This window comes from Alcaligenes nematophilus (assembly GCF_026344155.1).
Lineage (GTDB): Bacteria > Pseudomonadota > Gammaproteobacteria > Burkholderiales > Burkholderiaceae_B > Alcaligenes > Alcaligenes phenolicus.
This window is the reverse complement of the sequence record NZ_JAPKMZ010000002.1, coordinates 17,464-38,495: the sequence shown is the minus strand read 5'-3', so window position 1 is coordinate 38,495 and position 21,032 is coordinate 17,464. Positions and strand designations below refer to the sequence as shown.

The 21,032-nt window shown below is 58.2% G+C and carries 14 protein-coding genes; 6 read left to right on the top strand and 8 right to left on the bottom strand.

The genetic code is table 11. The features are described 5' to 3' along the window. Positions 1 to 19: 19 nt before the first annotated feature. Both OSH04_RS05290 and mutS read right to left on the bottom strand, forming a co-directional pair. Positions 20 to 1,210: a JmjC domain-containing protein gene (locus tag OSH04_RS05290; RefSeq protein WP_060185670.1), complete on the bottom strand. Its 1,191-nt coding sequence runs from the start codon at positions 1,208 to 1,210 to the stop codon at positions 20 to 22. A gap of 237 nt (positions 1,211 to 1,447) precedes the next feature. Continuing rightward, a complete protein-coding gene (gene mutS / locus OSH04_RS05285; RefSeq protein WP_266108072.1) occupies positions 1,448 to 4,084 on the bottom strand; it encodes a DNA mismatch repair protein MutS in 2,637 nt (878 codons plus the stop codon). A gap of 217 nt (positions 4,085 to 4,301) precedes the next feature. On the opposite strand from mutS, the gene OSH04_RS05280 reads away from it, so the two are divergent. The 5 genes from OSH04_RS05280 to OSH04_RS05260 all read left to right on the top strand — a co-directional run bounded on the left by OSH04_RS05280 (position 4,302) and on the right by OSH04_RS05260 (position 12,526). Further along, positions 4,302 to 5,414 carry a YncE family protein gene (locus OSH04_RS05280; RefSeq protein WP_266108071.1) on the top strand — a complete coding sequence of 371 codons (1,113 nt, stop codon included), beginning with the start codon at positions 4,302 to 4,304 and terminating at the stop codon, positions 5,412 to 5,414. Positions 5,415 to 5,426: 12 nt separating this feature from the next. After that, positions 5,427 to 7,622, top strand: coding sequence for a TonB-dependent receptor (locus OSH04_RS05275; protein ID WP_266108070.1), 2,196 nt, complete (start codon positions 5,427 to 5,429; stop codon positions 7,620 to 7,622). Between the two features lie 340 nt (positions 7,623 to 7,962). Continuing rightward, a complete protein-coding gene (locus OSH04_RS05270) occupies positions 7,963 to 9,141 on the top strand; it encodes an efflux RND transporter periplasmic adaptor subunit (protein ID WP_266108069.1) in 1,179 nt (392 codons plus the stop codon). After that, the gene (locus OSH04_RS05265) at positions 9,135 to 11,093 is read left to right on the top strand and encodes an ABC transporter permease (protein ID WP_060185675.1); all 1,959 of its coding nucleotides are present in this window, start codon (positions 9,135 to 9,137) and stop codon (positions 11,091 to 11,093) included. Before OSH04_RS05270 ends, OSH04_RS05265 begins: the two co-directional genes overlap by 7 nt. A 2-nt stretch (positions 11,094 to 11,095) precedes the next feature. After that, positions 11,096 to 12,526: an efflux transporter outer membrane subunit gene (locus tag OSH04_RS05260; protein ID WP_266108068.1), complete on the top strand. Its 1,431-nt coding sequence runs from the start codon at positions 11,096 to 11,098 to the stop codon at positions 12,524 to 12,526. On the opposite strand, the gene OSH04_RS05255 is transcribed toward OSH04_RS05260, so the two are convergent. From OSH04_RS05255 to OSH04_RS05230, 6 genes are all read right to left on the bottom strand, one after another. Next, entirely contained in the window at positions 12,479 to 13,243 is a 765-nt protein-coding gene (locus OSH04_RS05255) for a glucosamine-6-phosphate deaminase (RefSeq protein ID WP_035270916.1), read from the bottom strand. The two genes, OSH04_RS05260 and OSH04_RS05255, sit on opposite strands and share 48 nt — an antisense overlap. 132 nt (positions 13,244 to 13,375) lie before the next feature. Further along, positions 13,376 to 15,220 carry an ABC transporter ATP-binding protein gene (locus OSH04_RS05250; RefSeq protein WP_009457855.1) on the bottom strand — a complete coding sequence of 615 codons (1,845 nt, stop codon included), beginning with the start codon at positions 15,218 to 15,220 and terminating at the stop codon, positions 13,376 to 13,378. Positions 15,221 to 15,636: 416 nt separating this feature from the next. Continuing rightward, on the bottom strand, positions 15,637 to 17,244 hold the full coding sequence (locus OSH04_RS05245) for a gamma-glutamyltransferase family protein (protein ID WP_266108066.1): 1,608 nt from the start codon (positions 17,242 to 17,244) through the stop codon (positions 15,637 to 15,639). Next, positions 17,241 to 18,269 carry a Bug family tripartite tricarboxylate transporter substrate binding protein gene (locus tag OSH04_RS05240; RefSeq protein WP_266108065.1) on the bottom strand — a complete coding sequence of 343 codons (1,029 nt, stop codon included), beginning with the start codon at positions 18,267 to 18,269 and terminating at the stop codon, positions 17,241 to 17,243. The genes OSH04_RS05245 and OSH04_RS05240 overlap by 4 nt, the downstream gene beginning before the upstream one ends. A 75-nt stretch (positions 18,270 to 18,344) precedes the next feature. Next, the gene (locus tag OSH04_RS05235; RefSeq protein ID WP_026484229.1) at positions 18,345 to 19,271 is read right to left on the bottom strand and encodes a LysR substrate-binding domain-containing protein; all 927 of its coding nucleotides are present in this window, start codon (positions 19,269 to 19,271) and stop codon (positions 18,345 to 18,347) included. Then, the gene (locus tag OSH04_RS05230; RefSeq protein ID WP_026484230.1) at positions 19,268 to 20,266 is read right to left on the bottom strand and encodes an LLM class flavin-dependent oxidoreductase; all 999 of its coding nucleotides are present in this window, start codon (positions 20,264 to 20,266) and stop codon (positions 19,268 to 19,270) included. The genes OSH04_RS05235 and OSH04_RS05230 overlap by 4 nt, the downstream gene beginning before the upstream one ends. An 88-nt stretch (positions 20,267 to 20,354) precedes the next feature. On the opposite strand from OSH04_RS05230, the gene OSH04_RS05225 reads away from it, so the two are divergent. Then, positions 20,355 to 20,963, top strand: coding sequence for a class I SAM-dependent DNA methyltransferase (locus OSH04_RS05225; protein WP_266108064.1), 609 nt, complete (start codon positions 20,355 to 20,357; stop codon positions 20,961 to 20,963). The last annotated feature ends 69 nt before the right edge of the window (positions 20,964 to 21,032 follow it).

Below are 21,032 nucleotides of genomic sequence, written 5' to 3'. Positions count from 1 at the left end.
AGAGTTAGTGGCTTAGTGCTCAGTTTTCCTTGAACTGCAGCCAGCCGTCATCCAGCCAGGCATTCAGCATTTCGCGTTCATCTTCATCCAGGGCTTCGAAACTGTCGCTGGGGATCAAGAGTTCACGTTGGTCAGCCAATTGTTTCAGGGCCGGGCTGGCGGGGCAGGGGGCGACCTCACCGTTGATATACAGCTCATCGCCGCGATACATCATGCGCGAGCAGCGATCCAAAGCCAAGCGGCCTGCAGGCAGCTCGGGGTCATGCAGATCAACCGGGTCTTCGGCAATGTCGAACCAGCTATTACTGGGCAATTCGGTCAGCCAGACGCCCAGGAACCGTGAGGCCAATGCTTCGTCAAAACGAATGGCGTTCAAGGCATCCAGCGACTTCTGAACAAGCTTCTCCGGCAAGGCAGCAGGTGTGGTGCTGGCCTGGGCATCCGGGTCGGTGTAGCGCTGCTGCAGGCTCTCGGGCATGGGCATCGGTGGGTCGGCATACAAGCCAAAGCCTTCGCCACTGGCGGCGGCCAACTGATCCGAGGCGGCATCCATCAAACCACGGGCCAGCGTTGCCTGGGTAGGCGAGCGAAAGCCGATGGAAATCGTCATGCAGTCGCCCATTGCAATCCCGTCATGTGCCACGTGCGGGGGCAGATACAGCATGTCGCCGGGTTCCAGCGTGAACTCTTCTTCTACCTGGAAATTGCGCAGAATCTTCAAGGGCAGGTCGGGCACCAGGCTCAGGTCTTTTTGCTGGCTGATACGCCAGTGACGCTTGCCGTGGGCTTGCAGCAGGAACACATCGTAGCTGTCGAAGTGTGGGCCTACACCACCGCCGTCAGAAGCAATGCTGATCATGGCGTCGTCCAGACGGGCATCGCCAATGAAGCGGAACTGACGCATCAGGGCGGCGGTGTTGTCGTCGTGCAGATCCACGCTTTGTGCCAGGGCGGTCCAGTTGGGCTGCGAGGCGGGCGGCAGCTCGTCAAAAGGCCCGGTTTCCATTTCCCAGTCTTCGCCGTCATGAATGATCAGGCGCGACTCGACTTCTTCACGCGTTACCAGCTCGCGGATATTGTCTATGCTCAGCGAGTGCTTGAAATTAGGGATGGCGCCGCGTATCAATAAAGGTTTGCGTTGCCAGTAGGTTTGCATGAACTCATGCGCGCTGATGCCGCCCAAAAGGGTCAATGGCTGGTCGATAGTCATGGACTGCCCGAACAAGAATTAAATTAGCCCGTAGCTTAACTGATCCGGCCTGTCCCGGTGTATGGCTAGCCTGCGTATCAGGCGTATCCAGCGCAAAGAATCCAGAGAAATACTTGCGATATAGAGTGATTGACTCACGGCGGGGGGGCTAAGAATGATTGATAGTCGATCTGCTCGCCAACGGCCCTTGGAAAACTGCATAAAGAAGGGAGCCTCTTGGGCTCCCTTCTGGACTGTTTAACCCGTCGCCTTCATCTCTTTTTTCCAGCGGTACAGCAAATCCAGGGCGTCGCGTGCGCTCAGGTCATCCACATCCAGTTGCTTGAACTGATCCAGCAGGTCCAGTGCTTTTTCTGTGGTTGGGTCAGGCTCGGCGACCGTGGCTTCCGGAGCGCTGCCTGCATTGAACAAGTCCAGTTGTGCGCTAGGATCGTTTTGTGCTTCCAGACGGCTCAGTTCACGGCTGGCCTGGCGGATGACCGCGGAGGGGATGCCGGCGCGCTGTGCAACCTGAATCCCGTAGCTGCGGCTGGCGGGGCCTTCCTGAACTTCGTGCAGGAACACAATGCCGGAGGCCGATTCTGCGGCGGCCAAGTGCACGTTGGCGGCGGCAGGCAGCTCGTTGGGCAGGCGCGTGATTTCGAAATAGTGCGTGGCAAACAGGGTCAGTGCCTGATTGTGGCTGAGCAGGCGATGCGCGATGGACCAGGCCAGGGCCAGACCATCATAGGTGGAGGTGCCGCGACCAATTTCATCCATCAGCACCAGACTGTAGGGGGTGGCACCGGCCAGAATGGCTGCTGCTTCGGTCATTTCCATCATGAAGGTAGAGCGGCCACCAGCCAGATCATCCGCCGCACCGATACGGGTAAAGATGCGGTCGATCTGACCAATACGGGCTGTGCTTGCCGGTACAAAGCTACCGATGCGGGCCAGCAAGGCAATCAGGGCAACCTGACGCATATAGGTGGATTTACCGCCCATATTCGGGCCGGTAATCAGCAACATGCGACGCTGCGCGTGCATTTCACAATGGTTGGGCGTGAAGCGCTCGATGCTGTGCTCCACCACAGGGTGACGGCCTGCTTCAATCCAGATACCAGCCTGCTCGGTCAGCTCGGGGGCGACCCAATTATTGTCCAGTGCGTGCAAGGCCAGGGAGGACAGGGTATCCAGTTCGGCCAGGGCGCTGGAGCACAAGGCCAAGGGGCCTGCATAGCTTTGCAGCTTGTCCAGCAATTCATCGAACAGGAACTTCTCGCGGCTCAGGCTGCGGTCCTTGGCGGACAGGACTTTGTCCTCCCACTCTTTCAATTCAGGCGTGATGAAGCGCTCGGCATTTTTCAGTGTCTGGCGGCGGCGGTAGTCGTCGGGTACCTTGTCGGCCTGACCGCGACTGACTTCAATAAAGAAACCATGCACACGGTTGTATTCGACGCGCAAGGTAGCAATGCCGGTGCGCTCGCGTTCGCGGGCTTCGATCTTCACCAGCACATCGCCGCTATCGCTGGCCAGGCTGCGTAGCTCGTCCAGATCCGCATCGTAGCCATCGGCAATGACACCACCATCGCGTATCAGCAAGGCGGGCTCGGAGGCGATGGCAGACTGCAGCAAGGAAGCCAGCTCCGGGTCCAGAGCCAGACTTAACAAATGCCCATGCAAGTGTTCAGACTGAGCAAAGTTCTGTTCCAGCTCCCGACGTAGTTCAGGCAGTGTCACCAGCGCATCGCGCAAGCTGGCCAGCTCCCGAGGACGCACGCTGCGTAGCGAAATACGCGTGGCAATACGCTCCAGGTCCGGGAAGCGGCGCAGGGCATGGCGCAGCACACCCAAAGGATCGCCTGCATTCAAGCTGGCGCTTTGCTGGGTTTGGAAGAACAGGGACACCACATCCTGACGCTGCTGAACGGCGTGGCTCAAGCGCAAGGGGTGATGCAGCCAGCGGCGCAGCAAACGGCTGCCCATGGGGGTCTGGCAATGATCCAGTGTGGAGAACAGGGTTGGGCTGGTTTCACCGCTAATGGTTTCGGTAATTTCCAGATTCTTGCGCGTGACGGCATCCAGCACCAGAAAGTCCGAGCTGTGTTGAACACGGATAGCGGTGATGTGGACCAGGGACTGAGATTGTGTGCTGCCGACATAACGCAGCAGGGCTCCGGCTGCCGCCGTCGCCGCAGGCAGATCGTCCAGACCAAAGCTGGCCAAAGAATCCAGGTCAAAATGGTCCAGCAAGGTTTCGCGTGAACCGTCCTGTGCAAAGTGCCAATCCGGCAGGGTGTGGCAGCTGGCTTGCGGCAGTTCCGGGGCAGGGCGCAGCGATTCGGGATAGACCAGTTCTACAGGGCCGATACGATTCAGTTCCGTATCCAGCATGTCCGGTTCGCACTGGCTGACCAGAAACTCGCCACTGGCCAGGTTCATCCAGGCCAGCCCCACCATTTCCTGACGTTGCACCTTGATCAGTGTGCAGGCGGCAATCAGGCGGTCTGCCTTGGGAGGCAACAAGGCGTCATCCGTCAGTGTGCCGGGAGTGACCACACGCATGATCTTGCGCTCGACCGGACCTTTGCTGGCAGCCGGGTCACCGACCTGCTCACAGATGGCGACGGATTCGCCCAAGGCCACCAAACGCGCCAGATAACCTTCCATGGCGTGAAAAGGCACACCAGCCATGGGGATAGGCTCGCCGTTGGAGGAACCGCGCTTGGTCAGCGTCAGGTTCAGCAGGCGTGCGCCGCGTTCGGCATCGGCGTAGAACATCTCATAGAAGTCCCCCATCCGATAGAACAGCAGATGCGAGCCAGCCTCCGCTTTGAGCTGAAGGTATTGACGCATCATGGGCGTGTGGGCGGACAGATCGGCAGCAGAAGTCATAGCGCAGTACAGGTCAGGGAATTCAACAACAAGGCCGCCCAGAAGGCGGCTGAGTCGATATTGTAGCGAGGGCAGTCAAGTGGGGGATAGGGAAGCGGCTGATTTAGTCCCGCGTGTTTCTCCTTAAGGTGCAGGGATATCCCGATTTTGAGCATGGAAGTGCTTAATGCAATAATACAAATGATAATCACTTCTATTTCTAACACGGGATATTGAAATGTTCATACGTCGCCTTGCTTTGTCTGTCTTGTCTGCCGCTTTGCTAAGTGCCGGATCTCTTGCCCATGCACAGCCGTCCGAGTCGGTCTCGCTGCCCTTGACGCCGGAGCTGGCGCAAAAGACGTCAATTACGGCAGAAGGGGCTTTACGCAAGGATCTGGCTTACGGGGTTTATCAAACGGTTTACAGCCCGTTTGATAAGTCCTTGTATGTGGCCTCGGCAGAGCGTGCGCCTTCGGTTCGGGGTGGTGTGATCTATAAACTGGACCCCATCACCCTGGATGTGAAGGGGACGATTTATACCGATGAAAGTAACTTCGGCCTGGCGACGAACGCGTCGGGCGACACCCTGTACGTCACCAATAGTCTGGCTGCTGCCGTCTCCAAAGTTGAGCTGAAAGAGGACGGGAGCCTGGAGCGAGTCCGCTTTAGCAATACCAGTTTTGATGACACCAAAATGGGGCCACGCACGATTCGTCACGACTCCCAGCAAGGCCGTGTGTATGTGGGGGCCGTAGGTGCGCCGGCCGTGATCTGGGTGCTGGATGATCGTAATCTGGAACTGATCGACACCATTGAAAACGCGGGGAAATGGGTGACCGGTCTGCTGATAGATTCGGGATCGCATCGTCTGTATGCCGCCAATGGCGACGGCGAAGTGATGGTGATCAATACCCAAACCAACAAGATCGAACAGCGCTGGAAACCGGCTGGCGCCAAACCCGCCTTGCTCTTGAATTTTGCGCTGGATCCCAGGCGCAATCGTCTGTACGTGACCGAGACCAAAGACCAGAAAACCGTGTATGTGCTGGATGCCCGCAACGGCAAATTGCTGCAGGAACTGCCGGTGGGGGATGCCATGGATATCTTGTATAACGCTGATCGCGACGAGCTGTATTTGACTCACCGCGAGCAAGGCAAAGTGTCTGTGCTGGATGGCGGCAGCTATGCGATCAAGGCGCAATACAACTTGCCTGATAACCCCAACAGCCTGGAGCTGGGCCCGGATAGCCAGTTGTACGTCACCGTTAAAGCTCCTTCCACTCCGCAGTACAAAGCCAGCAAGCGTGAAAGTGTGGTGCGTATTGACCTGAAGAACATCAAGGCTTGATAGGTAATCGTGATGACCAGCTTATTCAAGCCTTGCCTGGGACGCTCTCTTGTCCTGTCTCTGTTTGCTCTTCATTGTCAGGCTCAGGCGCAAGACCAGAGGGATGTTGCCCAGCCGCAGGAGTTGTCCACCATTACCGTTAATGCCAGTGCGGATGCGTCGCGTCAGGGCTTGTTGCCGGAGTATGCGGGCGGTCAGGTCGCCAGCGGCGGGCGAGTGGGGATATTGGGTTCTCTTGAAAACATGGACTCGCCTTTCAGCGTCAATAGCTACACCAGCCGCTATATCGAGCAATTGCAGGCGTCGACCGTAGCCGATGTGGTGCGCCATGATCCTTCCGTGCGCGTGGCCCGTGGTTTTGGCAATTTTCAGGAAAGTTTTTTCATTCGGGGCTTTTTGACGGCGTCCGATGATATTGCCTACAACGGTTTGTTTGGTTTGCTGCCCCGGCAAGCGACGGCTGCCGAACTGGCCGAGCGTATTGAAGTGCTGCATGGCGCAGGTGGCTTTCTGTACGGTGCCGCGCCTTCCGGCGGTGGTATTGGGGGCACGATCAATGTGCTGCCCAAACGGGCTGGCGAGAGCCCGCTGACCAAGGTCGGTGCAGGTTATGGTAGTGGCGGGCAAAGCCAGATCAAGGCGGATATTGCGCGTCGTTTTGCCGATGATGCGGCAGGCATTCGTATCAATGCCATCAAACGCAGTGGTGATACGGCGGTCGACAATGAGCACACCAGTCTGGACCTGTACACAGTAGGGGTGGATTGGCGTGGTGAGCGTGTGCGTTTGTCGGCGGACTTGGGCTATCAAGAGCATAAGCTGCGTGAAGTCCGGCCTAATGTGGCTTTAAAGGCGGGCTTGTCCGCTTTGCCGGGCTTGCCTTCGCACACGCGCAACTTCGCCCAGCCCTGGACCTACTCTAATGAGAAAACCATTTTTGGGACGGTACGCGGGGAATATGATCTGAATGATTCCATGACCCTGTGGGCTGCTTTCGGTATGAAAGATGGCAAGGAAAAAAATCAGCTTGCGACTCAGACGGTAACGGATGCCGTTTCTGGAAAAACCACCTTCTCGCGTTTCAACAATTCCCGACGTGATGACGTGAAAACAGGCGAGTTGGGTTTGCGAGCCAGTTTTGAGACCGGGCCTGTGTTGCATGAGCTGGTCGCTGCTGCTTCTTTGTATGACCACAAAGAGAAAAATGCCTGGGCTATGGGTAGCGTGCAGGAAAGTAATCTTTATGATCCTGTGAATCACGCCTTGTCACCCTTCGCTTATACCGGGGGAGATTTGGATTCACCCGCTTTGGTGGGACGCACCAAATTGACCAGTTATACCCTGGGCGATCTGATGTATCTCTGGGATGACAGGCTGGAAGTCATGTTGGGGCTGCGTCATCAAATTATGGAAACGCGCAGCTATGACTATGGCACCCAGGCCTTACAGCGTAAAGATCGTCAGCAGCACACCAGCCCTGCTGCGGGTGTGGTGTTCAAGCTGACTGATGAATGGGCTTTGTACGGCAACTACACGGAAAGCCTGGCGCAAGGCGATCTGGCACCGACTCGCTTTAACAATCAGCCGGTTCAAAACGCCGGGCAGCGCTTGTCGGCCTTTGTGGCCAAGCAAAAAGAGCTGGGAGTCAAGTACGACAACGGTTCCATGGGCGGTGGGCTGACCTTCTTCACCACGACCAAACCGCGTGGTGTGGTGAACGACGATCTGCGTTTTGTGGAAGCGGGCAAGGATCGCCATAACGGGTTGGAGCTGAGCTTCTACGGCCAGTTGACGGACTCCCTGCGCATTCTGGGTGGGGTGACCGCCTTGGACACCAAGCAGAAAAACACGGGTGACCCGCTGAGCGAAGGTCAGCGCGTGATTGGCGTGCCGCGTTGGCAAGGCAGTCTGGGCCTAACCTGGGATGTGCCGCAGGTGACAGGCTTGTCGCTGGATACGCAGTTGCTGGCAACCGGTGCCCGTTACGCGGATTCGGCCAATGCGATCCGTGTGCCAGGTTGGGTGCGTTGGGATCTGGGGGCCAGCTATCAGCGCAAGATTTCCGGTGTGCCCATGACGTTCAGGGCCAGTGTCGAGAATGTGGCCGATACGGCGTATTGGGCTTCGGTCGGTGGCTATCCCAATAATGGCTATCTGGTCTTGTCGCAGCCACGCACGTTCATGCTGAGTGTCTCGGCGGAGTTTTAAGGAAAGGACCGGGCAGGGGGCACAGTCCTGCCTGTTCTCCACCACATAGGGCGTCCAGCAAATGCTTGACGCCCTTATCTCAAGCCCATCGCTATAACTTTTACAAAATAAATGTCCGGAAAGTGGGCTCTCAAACGTCTTTATAAGGAAGGCCTGAAAAAGGACCTCTTGCCCTGCCCGCTTGACTGCACCGTTTAGGTGGGAACCTCCTTGTCTGCTAAGTAGCGTGGAGCCGGTTTTGGTCTAAGCAAGTACCTGCCTTCTTGACCACTTTTGTTTTTTTGATCACCTGCCGCGCATGATACGGCGGGTGCGGATCTACGGTTTTTTGGGATTAGTTATGAAGTCCAAAGCAGTAAAGCGCCGCTGGGCGTTGACCCTGGTGGCGGTGCTGGTGCTGGGGGCGCTTGCCGCACAGGCCGGGCGTTCTTCAGAGCAGTTTGAAACGGTGGCCGTGGAGCAAAGTGATATACGCGCTACCGTTGCTGCGGTGGGAACTTTGAAGCCCAGTCGCTATGTGGACGTGGGTGCGCAGGTGTCCGGGCAGATTACGGCTTTGCCGGTTGCGCCGGGCGATCAGGTTGAGCAGGGCCAGTTGCTGGTGGAAATCGATCCCAGTGTGCAGCAAGCCACCGTCGATGCAGGCCGCGCTTCCTTGGCCGCGTTCCGGGCCCAGTTGGCCGAGCAGCAGGCGCAGCTTTTATTGGCGCGTCAGCAATTGGCTCGCCAGCGTCAACTGGAGCGCCAGCAGGCCAGCCGTCAGGAAGATATTCAGATTGCCCAAGCTAATCTGGCGACTGCGCAGGCTCGGGTAGCGCATGTACAAGCGCAGATGGAGCAGACTCAGGCCACGCTGAAAGCCGATGAGGCACGCTTGGGCTATACGCGCATTTACGCGCCCATGAGTGGCACGGTCATTGGCGTGCAGGCTCGTGAAGGTCAGACGCTGAATGCCACGTATCAAACTCCCAATATTCTGCGCATTGCAGACCTGAGCACCATGACGGTGTGGACCAGCGTGTCGGAGGCTGATATTCGTCGTATCAAGCCCGGTATGACCGTCACCTTCACGACTCTGGGAGAGCAGGGCGAAACGCGGGCGCGTCAATGGCAGGCCAAGGTTCGCCAAATCATGCCTGCGCCAGAGGGCAGCACTCAGGATGAAAGCACGGCGGCGGCACCGACTGCCACACAGGCCATCATGTATACGGTGCTGTTTGATGTGGCCAATGAAGACGGCGAATTGATGCCGCAGATGACGGCGCAGGTGCTGTTTGAGATTGATCGTGCCGACCAGGCCTTACTGATACCCCTGGTGGCTTTACGCCCAGACCCTGATCGTGGTCCTGATGCTTTTACGGTGCCGGTGCTGGAGCGGGGCAAGGTGCAGGAAAAGCCGGTCGACCTGGGAGTGCGCAATCGTCACCAGGTACAAGTCGTGAACGGGCTGGCTAAAGGGGAGCACGTTGTTCTGGCGGTGCTCACTCCTGAGCGTGGTTGGCGGTGGCTGCAATGGTAGGGGCTGCACCTCCTTTGATTGAGCTGCGGGACATTAACCGTATCTATGGCGGCCCGCCCAGCACTAAGCCTGCTGTGCAGGTTCTGTTCGATGTCAGCTTGAGTATTGAGCCGGGCGAGTTTGTGGCGATTGTGGGGGCCTCGGGGTCCGGTAAATCGACACTGATGAATCTGCTGGGTTGTCTGGATAAGCCCAGCAGCGGCACCTATCTTTTTCAAGGTCGGGATGTCGCACAGCTCAGTCCTGATGAACTGGCCCAGTTGCGCCGTGAGACCTTTGGTTTTGTCTTTCAGGGCTATCACCTGATTCCGACTGAAAGCGCCAGTGAAAATGTCCAGATGCCTGCCATTTACGCGGGAATGGATGAGGGCGCGCGCGTGGCACGTGCCGCAGAATTACTCAGTAGCCTAGGTCTGGCGGACAAGCTGGATAACCGGCCCAATCAGTTGTCCGGCGGCCAGCAGCAGCGGGTGTCTATTGCTCGTGCCTTGATGAACGGTGGCCGTGTCATTCTGGCCGACGAACCCACGGGTGCGCTGGACTCGCGCAGTGGTGCAGAAGTGATGGCCTTGCTGCGCAAGCTCTCGAACTCTGGTCACACCATTATCCTGATTACGCACGATCATGAGGTCGCGGCGATGGCAGACCGGATTATTGAAATTCGTGACGGCTGCATCCTCTCGGATAGCCGCCCAGAAACGGCCACCGAGCCCAAGCTTGAGCAGTCTTTACCACCGCCCGAGCACCGCCGCTCGCCCTGGGTTTCGGAGATCAAGGATGCTACCCGCAGCGCCTTGCGCAGCATGTTCATTAATCGTCATCGCACGGCCTTGACCTTGTTAGGCGTGATCATCGGGGTGGCCTCGGTCATCGTGATGCTGGCGGTGGGCGAAGGTGCTCGCCAACGTGTCATGGATCAGATGGGCACGATGGGGACCACGATCATTTACTTGAGCAGTTCATCACCGCCCAATGGGGTCGCCAAGGGACAACTGACAGAAGAGGATCTGGAGGCGATTGGCGAGCTGCCATTGATACGGCGTGTCATGCCGGTGATTGGAGATCCGATTACCGTGCGGCGTGGCAGCGTGGACCGCCAGGTGTATGTGTTTGCCGCCAATGAAACCATGCCGGATATTCATCGCTGGCAGTTGGCACAAGGTCGCTACTACACCGATGCCGAGGACCGGGATCTGGCTCCCCTGGTTGTGTTGGGACATCGTGCCGCCAAGCAATTCTTCCCCGATATGGACGTGCCGTTGGGGCAGCAGCTCCTGATCGGCAATTCACCTTTTGAGGTGGTCGGGGTAATGCAGGAGCGCGGTGCCGATTCGGGCGCGCAGGCTTACGACGATATGGTGTTTGTGCCTTATCACGCGGCGCGTGCCCGTGTGTATCAGGCCCAGACGCAGCCCGACTATGTGGTGATTGATGCGCAGGACAGTTCCACCGTTCTGGAAGCGGAACAAGACATGCGTCAGTTGCTGACACAGCGTCATGGCGGGCGAGAAGACTTTTCAATCGGGAATGCGGCGGCTCGCTTGCAGGCTGAAGCGTCCACGCGTCAGGCCATGAGCATGATGCTGGGCCTGATTGCCGCCGTGTCTTTGGTGGTAGGCGGCATCGGGGTCATGAATGTGATGTTGATGACGGTGCGTGAACGTACACGGGAAATTGGCATACGCATGGCAACCGGTGCACGGCAAAGTGACATCATGCGCCAGTTTCTGACTGAGGCGGTTCTGTTGACGATTACAGGCGGTTGCCTGGGCGTGCTGGCCGGTGCTGTAGTGGGTATTGGCTTGATTTTTGGTGGGGTGGATGTGGTGTTTTCCTTGCGGGCGGCCTTGGGCGCCTTTGGCTGCGCCGTGGTGACGGGCATGGTTTTTGGCTATATGCCAGCACGAACGGCGGCCGCGCTGGACCCCGTTCAGGCTTTGGCAGGGGAGTAAGCATGGCTCATTACCGATGGATAGCAGGGGCCATGAGCACGCTGGTGCTGCAAGCGTGCGGCTCCTTGTCCTCTGATCTGGACAAGACCCCGCCGACGCTGCCCCAGGCGTATCAACAGCAAGTCAAAGCGACATCCAGTCCTGTACTGGCTCAGGTAGAGCCGGAGTGGTGGCGTGCCTATAACAGCCCCGCCTTGAATAGCCTGATGCAGGAAGCCTTGAGGGATGTGGCGGTGCTGCGTCAGGCACAGGCCCGGATCTTGCAAGCGCAGGCTCAGGCACGCATTGCCGGAGCCAGTTTGCTGCCGGAGTTGCAGGGCAATCTGTCCGCGCAAAGAGATGCGCCGTTTTCTTCCTCGCATGGAGACACTCGCTCGCAATATGTGGCCGGTGTGTTCATGAGCTACGAGCTGGATGTGTGGGGACGCAATCGTGCTCAGGCCGACAGTGCCGTGTTCCTGGCCCAGGCGGCAAATTACGAGCTGGATGTGCTGCGTGTCAGCGTGCAGGCGCAGGTGGTGCATTTAAGCCTGCAAGCCTTGGGCGACAAACAGCGCGTGGCCATTGCCCGTCAAAACCTGGCCGTTGCGCAACGCTTGTTGAGCCTGCTGGAAGCACGCTTGCAGGCGGGGGCGGCTTCGCCTTTGGAGCTGGCACAGCAACGCCAATTGCTGGCTTCGCAACAGCGCAAATTGTTTGTGATTGAAGAACAGGCCTTTCGCACGCGGGTGGAGCTGGCGACCTTGTTGGGCCGTACTGAAATCATGCCCGAGCCCCAGGAAGATATTGCCAGCTTGCAGGTACCAGAGCTGGAAGCAGGTCTGCCTTCACAGCTCTTGTCGCAGCGCCCTGATATTGCGCGCATCGAGGCCCAGTTGTCAGCGGCTCATGCCGATGTGCATGTGGCGCGCGCTGCCATGTATCCCAGCCTGACCTTCGGGGCGCGGGCAGGGGCATCGGGCAATCATTGGGAAGAAAGCTTGCGCCATCCGGTCTACAGCCTGATCAGCGGGCTGGTGGCGCCTATCTTCAATGCCGGTCGTCTGGAGGCGGGCAAGGATTTGAGCGACGCCCGTTTGCAGGAATGGCTGGCGCAGTATCGGCAGACCATTGTGCAAGCTTATATGGATGTGGAAGGCGTGCTGGCACAACTGCATAGCCTTGATGCCCAGGCGCAGACTATGGAGCTGGAGTGGGAGCAAGCCAGGCTGGCGTTTGAACTGGCCGAAGCACGTTATCGCTCTGGCTCGGAAACCTTGCTGTCTTTACTGGATGCGCAGCGTACCTTGTACGCCGCTCAGGATGTGCGTGTCAGTTTGATGCAGGCACGTCTGCAATCCCGCGCGGCGCTCTTCCGAGCACTGGGCGGGGGCTGGCAAGCTGGCTCAGGCAGCCTGGCTGATCAGGGGACGGTGGCAGAGGCTGGGGTCTAGCAGGCTGGCAGCCGCCTCATCCAGCAGGATGTGGGTGTTGGCGTGCTGCTTCAAGGCTGTGAAAGGCAGCTCGGGCGTGACACCGCCTTCCTGATAATTGAGCATGGTGCGAGCCTTGTGCTCGCCGGTGACCACCAGGGCAATTTCACGGGCGCTCAGAATATCGGCAATCCCCATGGTGATGGCCGATGCAGGCACTTCGTCCATGGAGTCAAAAAAGCGGCTGTTGTCGATACGGGTGCGCTCGGACAGGGCCACCACATGGGTGCGGCTGTCAAAAGGGGTGCCCGGTTCGTTAAAGCCGATGTGGCCGTTGGTGCCTACGCCCAGCAATTGCAAGGCGACACCCCCACTGGCCGCAATCGCGGCGGAGTAGTCCTGGCAGTGCTGCTCCAGCTCTTGGGTCAGGCCATTGGGCAGACGCAAACGGGCAGCCTCAAAAGGCAGTTGGCCGAACAGGTGCTGGCGCATGTAGTAGGCGTAACTTTGCTCGTGCGCTGCCGCCAGACCCACATACTCATCCAGATTGAAGCTGTTGATCTTGGAGACATCCAGCCCATTGGCACGTACGTCCTGTACGAAACGGGCGTAGACGGGTTCCATGGTCCCCCCGGTTGCCAGACCCAGAGTCGCTTGTGGATCCTGACGAATAATTTCCTGAAGACGGGCGCTCAGGTGTGCCGCAATGGCGGCGGAATCGGGGAAGACTAAAAACATAATCTTGTTCTATGTATGGGCTGAATAAGTTGAAAAAAAACTTCGCCGCAAGCACGGCGAAGTTTGATCTTTCGAAATTCTAATGGGACAAAGATGTAACGTCAGTTTTTTTTTGCAAGCAAGTGACACGTTTTAACTATCTTGTTTGCCAGTCTCTCCCAGGAAGCCACCACTTTGACGTGCCCACAAACGAGCATACAAACCACCTTTTTCCAGCAATTCCTGGTGGCTGCCTTGCTCGATGATGCGGCCCTGATCCAGCACAATCAAGCGGTCCAGTGCCGCAATGGTGGACAGGCGGTGGGCAATGGCAATTACCGTCTTGCCGTGCATCAGGGTGTTGAGGCTTTCCTGGATGGCGGCTTCCACTTCAGAGTCCAGCGCGCTGGTGGCTTCATCCAGTAACAGGATGGGGGCGTCTTTCAGCATGACGCGGGCAATTGCCACACGCTGACGCTGGCCGCCAGATAGTTTTACACCGCGCTCGCCCACATGCGCCTCCAGGCCCTCACGGCCCTGGCGGTCATGCAGCTGCGGGATGAAGTCGGCAGCGGCGGCACGCTCAACGGCCATATGCAGCAGCTCGTCGTTGGCATCCGGGCGGCCATACAGAATGTTGTCGCGCATGGAACGGTGCAGCAAGGAGGTATCCTGCGTCACCATGCCAATGGCGGCACGCAAACTGTCCTGCGTGACGTGGGCAATGTCCTGGCCATCAATGCGGATGGTGCCGCTATCCACATCATGGAAACGCAGCAGCAGGTTGACCAGCGTGGACTTGCCCGCGCCAGAACGGCCAATCAGACCAACACGCTCGCCCGGTTTGATCACCAGATTGAGCTTGTCGATCACCTGACGGCTTTTATCGCGGTAGGCAAAGCTCACGTCCTGGAATTCGATGCGACCTTGCTCGATTTGCAGGGGCTTGGCATCGGGAGCATCTACCACCGTGGGTTTTTGCGTCAAGGTATTGATGCCGTCCTGAATCGTGCCTACGTTCTCGAACAGATTGGTCAGCTCCCACATCAGCCAATGGGAATGGCCGGACAGACGCAGTGCCATGGCAATGACGGCCGCCACTACACCGGCTGTGGATTGATCAATCGACCACAAGTACAAGGCCAGGCCTGCCGAACTGATCAGCAAGACAGTAGCCAGCACATGGTTGGTCACTTCAAACATGCTGATCAGACGCATCTGGGCATGGCCGGTTTCCTGGAAGCGGCGCATCGCGTTCTTGGCATGGTCTGCTTCACGGCGTGTGTGGGCAAACAGCTTGACCGTGTTGATATTGGTGTAGGCGTCGGTAATACGGCCCGTCATCAGCGCACGGGCGTCGGCCTGTTCAGCCCCGACTTTGCCCAGACGGGGCACAAAGTACACGCAGGCCAAAGCGTAGCCTACTAGCCAGAGCAGGAAGGGCAGGATCAGCAGGCGGTCAAAGCTGCCTGCCAGAATCAGAATACCGATCAGGTAGGCGCTCATGCCCACGACCACTTCCACGGCCATGAACAGAGTTTCACGCACCGCCAGAGCGGTTTGCATGATCTTGGTGGTGATGCGACCAGCAAACTCGTCCGCGTAAAAAGACATGCTCTGATTCAGCATCAGCTTGTGAAACAGCCAACGCAGGCGCATGGGGAAGTTGATGGCCAGCACCTGGTGCATGACCAGCGTATGCAGGCTGATCAGCACGACGCTGCCCAGCAGAACAGCGGCAATGGTCAACAGCGTGCCACCCTGCTGGCTCCAGAACTGGGCAGGTTCAATCGAGGGCAGCCAGTCCACGATATAGCTGAGCAGGGCAAACAGCATGGCCTCGTAGGCCGACAGGCCAATCGAGGTTACGGTCATCAAGCCAATCCAGCCGCGTGAATTTTTCGTACAGGCCCAGATGAAGGGGAAAAATCCTTTGGGAGGAGGGGCGACGTGTTGTTCGGGATAGGGATCTAATCGACGTTCAAAGAATGACAGCACCGAATGGGCTCCAGCGTACGGCCCTCTGGATGACAGGGCCGTTTAGACAAATAGAAAACCGCTTCCGGGGTATGAAGCGGCAATTTTTGATGGTACAGCAGTCATTCTGTCTGGCTGAAGAAAACCTGATAAAAACACAGTCTTTGTGTAGGGAAAGTGTCAGATATTGACCACGGTGTACGTTTAGTGTGCCAAGTCGATGTTGGAGTCTGCTTTGGGGGCTGTGCCTGGCTCTTTGGTGGACAGGGCTGAGCCTTGAAGGAGGCTGAAGGGATGGGGCCTTGGTGAGCGTGTCTTTGTTTCGTCGAGTGGTTTGTCTGAATAGAGATAGGGAGGCCCAAAGGTATTTGGGGTCTGGATGTTCTTATCCAGACCCCAATCAGAAAGTGGCAGTGATCTCTGGAAGGTAAATAGGCTTAGTAAGCCACCACCTGACCATCTTTACGCGGGTCGGAGCCACCCACGTAATGATTGCCCTGACGCAGAATCAGTTGTGCACCGCCAAAGGCGAACACACCGCTGCCGGGTTCAACGACGACTTCATGACCGCGCTCGCGCAAGGCCTGAACCAGCGCCGGATCGAAAGTGGGTTCTACCGCCACCCCACGGCCCCCCGTCACGCGCCAGCGTGGGGCATCGGCAGCGGCTTGCGGGTTCTGACCGTACAGCAGAACACGCAGTGCCATTTGCATATGGCCTTGCGACTGGAATGGGCCACCCATCACACCAAAAGACATTTGAGGGGTGCCATCGGCATTCATGGCAAAGGCCGGAATGATGGTGTGCGAAGGGCGCTTGCCACCGGCCACTTCATTCACATGACCGGGGCGCAGGGTAAAGCCATGACCACGGTTCTGCATGCTGATGCCGGTGCCGGGAACGACCACGCCGGAACCAAAACCCATGTAGTTGGACTGGATCAGGGACACCATCATGCCGCTCGCGTCAGCGGCGGTGACATAGACCGTGCCGGAGGGACCAGGCAGGCCGTGCTTGGGGTCGCCTGCCTTGTCCATCTGAATTAGGGCGGCGCGCTCGCGCAGATAGGCCGGGTCCAGCAAATGCTCGGGATGATGAATCATGTGCTCCAGATCTGCGTGGTGCTCGTACAGATCGGCAAAAGCCAGCTTCATGGCTTCAATGCTCAAATGCACCGTGTCGATATGGTCCAGCGGCTGCTGGCCCACACCAGCTTGTTCCATGATGCCCAAGGCCATCAAGGCCGCCAGACCTTGTCCATTGGGCGGGATTTCGTGAATCACGGACTGGGCAAAAGGATGGCTGATGGTGCCGCACCAGTTCGCGCGGTGCTCGGCCAGATCCTGCTCATCCATGGCGCCGCCATGCTGGCGGGAGAAGTCGGCAATGCGTTTGGCCAGCTCGCCGGTATAAAAGTCCTGTCCTTGGGTGGCCGCAATGCGTTCCAGCGTATTGGCCTGGTCCTGGTTCTGATACCACTGGCCAGCGACAGGGGCTTTGCCATCACGTAAAAAGGCTTCGGCAAAACCGGGTTGATCGCCCAGACGCTGACGACCTAGCTCCCACAAGCGCGCGATTACGGGCGAGACCGGGAAGCCTTCTCGGGCGTAATGAATCGCGGGGGCGGCCACTTGCTCCAGACTCAGACGGCCCAGCTTGCTGGATAGCTCGGCCCAGGCAGAGACCGCACCGGGAACGGAGACACTTTCCCAACCCTTGTCGGGGATGGCATCGTGACCTTTGAAACGATCCGGCGACCAGCCACGGGGCGAGCGCCCGGAGGCGTTCAAGCCATGCAGCTCTTTGCCGTCCCAGACGATGGCAAAGGCATCACTGCCTATCCCGCAACCCGTGGGTTCGACCACAGTCAGTGTGATGGCGGCCGCCAGGGCGGCATCGACGGCATTGCCACCGGCCTGCAACATGCGCAGGCCCGCTTGTGCGGCCAAGGGGTGGGAGGTGCTGACCATGTTCTGGCCAAGTACCGCAGAGCGGGCGGACGGGTAGGGGTTGTTCCAGTCCATACAGGTGTCAGTCTTGTTCATTGAATCTGTATTCCAGTCAGTTGGATCAGGCCTTGCCAGCGTGCGCTGTCCTCGCGGACCAGAGAGATAAATTCTTCTCGGCTGGTGCTGCGGGGTTGGTCCACGCCCAATGTTTGCAGGCGCGAGCGTACTTTGGGGTCCTGAACGGCATGTGAAAAAGCCTCATAAGCCTTGTCACGAATTTCGTCGGGCAAGCCTGCAGGGGCGTACAGGCCAAACCAGGTCACCGACTCATAGCCCGGCAGGTCGGACTCCTGAAAGGTGGGCAAATCGGGTGCCAGCGGCGAGCGCTGCTGGCCGGTTACTGCCAGGGCGCGCAACTGGCCGCTGTTCACATAGGGCATCCCGGTGGGGATGGCGTCCAGTAAAACATGAATGGAGCCGCCCAGCATATCGTTAATGGCCTGACCAGTTCCTCGGTATGGAACGTGGGACATGACGATATTGGCCTGATTCAAAAAGGCTTCGGTGCCCAGGTGCACGATGGTGCCATTGCCACTGCTGGCGTAGTTCAACTCATCAGGATGGGCGCGAGCGTAGTCAATCAGCTCTGGCAGCGTTTGTGCGGGTACGGACGGGTTCACCAGCAGGACGCTGGCGGCATCGCCCAAATGGGCGATAGGGGTGAAGTCTTTGTCTGCATCGTAGGGCAGGGACTTGTACAGGTGCGGAGCAATCGCGTGGGTGCTGCTGGTGGTGAACAGGAGGGTGTAGCCATCGGGCTTGCTGCGAGCGACTTCGCCTGAACCAATCGTGCCGCCCGCGCCCGTGCGGTTGTCCACAATGATGTTGGCGTTCATCGCTTTGGCCGCGCTTTCGGCAATCAGGCGGCTGATGACGTCGGTGGCACCGCCAGTGGGGAAGGGTACGATCAGGCGAATGGGACGATCAGGCCAATCGCTGGCATGGGCCGCCACGCTACTGACGGCCAGAACAGCACCTAATAAGGTTTGGGCAAGACGCCGCCAGGGGCGACGGGTCGATGGGGGCTGCGCATTGCTTGCGGCGTTGCTGGGTCTTGTCATGGCTATCTCCTCAATCAAGAGATGATAGGAAAGGCGATGATGCCGAACCAGCAACAAATAAGCAGGTCAGCGTTGCTATTTTGGCAAGGCTTGCGGGTCGACTTCAAGCTGCGGCAGCAACTCGTCCAGAAAGCGGCGAACAATAGAGGGCAAGCGGCGGCCAGCCAGGGCCTGCACTTCAATTTGACGATTCAGCAAGCCGCGTTCATGAATGAAACTGGCTTGCAGCAAACCTTGCTCAATCAGGTGACGAGCCGAGAGCAAGGCCGACACCGTCACGCCTGCGCCGGACAAGGCAAATTGATGCAGAGACTGCATGTGATTGCTGCTGAATACCGGGTCCAGACTCAGGTTCTGTGCGCTGCAGGCCACATCCATCATTTGCCGCACGGTGGTGTCGGGGCCGGGCAAGGCCAGAGGGTGTGCCAGAAGGCTTTTCAGGCTGATGCGTTCGGTACGGGTTACCGGGTGGCCGGGAACCGCCAGAGCCATGACAGGCGCATCGCGGCGGAACAAGGTCTTGATGTCTTTTTCGGCTGTTTGAGTGAATTTGATGCCTATATCAATCTGGCCGCTTAGCAGCAGCATGGTGATGCGGTGTGGTGGCAGTACGTCCAGTTGAAAACGTATGCCCTGATGTTTTTCACGAAACTGTGCAATGCATTGCGGCAGTAGCTGGGCGGCCAAACCTTCAGAGGAGGCGATGCGTATCAGGCCGGTTTGTAGCCCTTGCAAGGCGGCAATATCGTGCAAGGTGCGCTCGGCATCCATGGCGCTGCGACGAGCATGGGCCAGCAGCAGCTCTCCCGCAGCGGTCAGGTTCATGCCACGGGCATGACGCTCGAACAAGGCCATGCCCAGGTTTTCTTCCAGTCCGCTGATCTGGCGGCTGATGGCCGATGTGGCCACATGCAGATTGCTCGCCGCTTGCGAGATAGAGCCACAACGCGCTACTTCCTGGAAGTAGCGCAGTGCAGTCTCTTGAAGGTGGCGTGGGTTCATACCAGACTGCCGCGCAGCTCGGCGGCAATCTCGTAGGAGCGCAAGCGCTTGTTATGGTCAAAGATATTGGCGTTCAGCATCAGCTCGTTGGCGCCGGTCAGTTGAATGAAGCCTTTCATCTGCTCAAGCACTTGTTCCGGATTGCCAATGGCCGTACAGCTGAGCAAGGAGTCCAGCAGATGCTGGGCCGGTGGGCTGCATTGCTCGTAGTAATCACGCACGGGGGGTGGCAACTGGCCTGGACGACCACTGCGCAGGTTCACAAAAGACTGTTGCCAGGAGGAGGCCAGCAGCTTGGCTTCGTCTTCCGTGTCGGCGGCAAAGACGTTGTAGCCCAGCATGACATACGGTTTTTCCAGATGCACGGAAGGCTGGAACTGACGGCGGTAAACCTCAATAGCGTCCATCAATTGAGCAGGTGCAAAATGCGAAGCAAAGGCGTAGGGCAAGCCCAAGGCGGCGGCCAGTTGAGCACCAAACAGGCTGGAGCCCAGAATCCAGACCGGCACATTCAGTCCGCGACCGGGCACGGCCATGATGCGGTTGCGCGGCTCGTCGGACATATAGTCCATCAGCTCCAGCACGTCGCGTGGAAACTGGTCGGGGTCGCTGTTCAGATTGCGGCGCAAGGCGCGGGCGGTTTCGGGGTCGGAGCCAGGGGCACGACCCAGGCCCAAGTCAATACGGCCGGGGTACAGGGAGGCCAGCGTTCCAAACTGCTCGGCAATCACCAAAGGGGAATGGTTGGGCAACATGATGCCGCCCGCGCCCACACGAATGCGGCTGGTTTGACCGGCAATGTGCCCGATCAGAACTGAAGTGGCAGCACTGGCAATACCGGGCATGCCGTGGTGTTCGGCCAGCCAGTAACGGTGATAGCCCCACTGCTCGGCATGACGGGCAATGTCCGCCGAACAGCGAAAGGACTGGGCCGGTGTGGAGCCCTGAACAATAGGGGACAGGTCTAGGACGGAGAGCGGATAGCTTGGCTTCATGGCATCAGATTCAAATTGGACTCAGGATATAGTCGATCCATCGTTAGGCAGCGTCAAGTAAACCCATAGCATAGGCAAGGATGTTCAGATGAAAGAAACCAGTCGTCGCACCGTCAATCATTACCAGGACCATGCGCAGGCTTATCGGGACGGCACGTGGGACCATGATGTCAGCCAGAATCGTGATGCTTTGCTGGCGGCCATCGGCTTGCCGGGGCCTGTGGATATTCTGGATCTGGGCTGTGGACCGGGGCGGGATCTGGTCGCGTTTCAGGCCATGGGTCACCGCCCGGTGGGGCTGGATGGCTGTGCGGCTTTCGTGGAGATGGCTCGTCAGCAAACTGGCTTGCCGGTGCTGCATCAGGACTTTCTGGAGTTGAGTTTGCCCGCTGCGGCTTTTGATGGCGTGTTTGCCAATGCGGTTTTATTCCATATACCCAGTGCCGAATTACCAGCTGTGTTGACGGCCTTGCGTCATAGCCTGCGACCTGGCGGCGTGCTGTTTTCTTCCAATCCGCGTGGTCAGGGGCAAGAAGGCTGGAATGGTCAGCGCTATGGTTGTTACTACAGTTGGGAGCAGTGGTCAGAGCGTCTGGAGCAAGCGGGCTTTGAGTATATCGATCACTTTTATCGCCCCACAGACAGGCCGCCGCAGGAGCAGCATTGGCTGGCTTCCCTGTGGCGCGTACCGGCTTGAACAGGTGCAAAATGGTGAATCCCTGACCTGGCTACTTAGGTGATTGTTTTATAAGCCTATTTTTTGCTA

Coding starts and splice junctions, on each gene's coding strand:
- OSH04_RS05290 (WP_060185670.1), bottom strand. CDS start 1,210: ATGACTATCGACCAGCCATTGACCCTTTTGGGCGGCATCAGCGCGCAT.
- mutS (WP_266108072.1), bottom strand. CDS start 4,084: ATGACTTCTGCTGCCGATCTGTCCGCCCACACGCCCATGATGCGTCAA.
- OSH04_RS05280 (WP_266108071.1), top strand. CDS start 4,302: ATGTTCATACGTCGCCTTGCTTTGTCTGTCTTGTCTGCCGCTTTGCTA.
- OSH04_RS05275 (WP_266108070.1), top strand. CDS start 5,427: ATGACCAGCTTATTCAAGCCTTGCCTGGGACGCTCTCTTGTCCTGTCT.
- OSH04_RS05270 (WP_266108069.1), top strand. CDS start 7,963: ATGAAGTCCAAAGCAGTAAAGCGCCGCTGGGCGTTGACCCTGGTGGCG.
- OSH04_RS05265 (WP_060185675.1), top strand. CDS start 9,135: ATGGTAGGGGCTGCACCTCCTTTGATTGAGCTGCGGGACATTAACCGT.
- OSH04_RS05260 (WP_266108068.1), top strand. CDS start 11,096: ATGGCTCATTACCGATGGATAGCAGGGGCCATGAGCACGCTGGTGCTG.
- OSH04_RS05255 (WP_035270916.1), bottom strand. CDS start 13,243: ATGTTTTTAGTCTTCCCCGATTCCGCCGCCATTGCGGCACACCTGAGC.
- OSH04_RS05245 (WP_266108066.1), bottom strand. CDS start 17,244: ATGAACAAGACTGACACCTGTATGGACTGGAACAACCCCTACCCGTCC.
- OSH04_RS05240 (WP_266108065.1), bottom strand. CDS start 18,269: ATGACAAGACCCAGCAACGCCGCAAGCAATGCGCAGCCCCCATCGACC.
- OSH04_RS05235 (WP_026484229.1), bottom strand. CDS start 19,271: ATGAACCCACGCCACCTTCAAGAGACTGCACTGCGCTACTTCCAGGAA.
- OSH04_RS05230 (WP_026484230.1), bottom strand. CDS start 20,266: ATGAAGCCAAGCTATCCGCTCTCCGTCCTAGACCTGTCCCCTATTGTT.
- OSH04_RS05225 (WP_266108064.1), top strand. CDS start 20,355: ATGAAAGAAACCAGTCGTCGCACCGTCAATCATTACCAGGACCATGCG.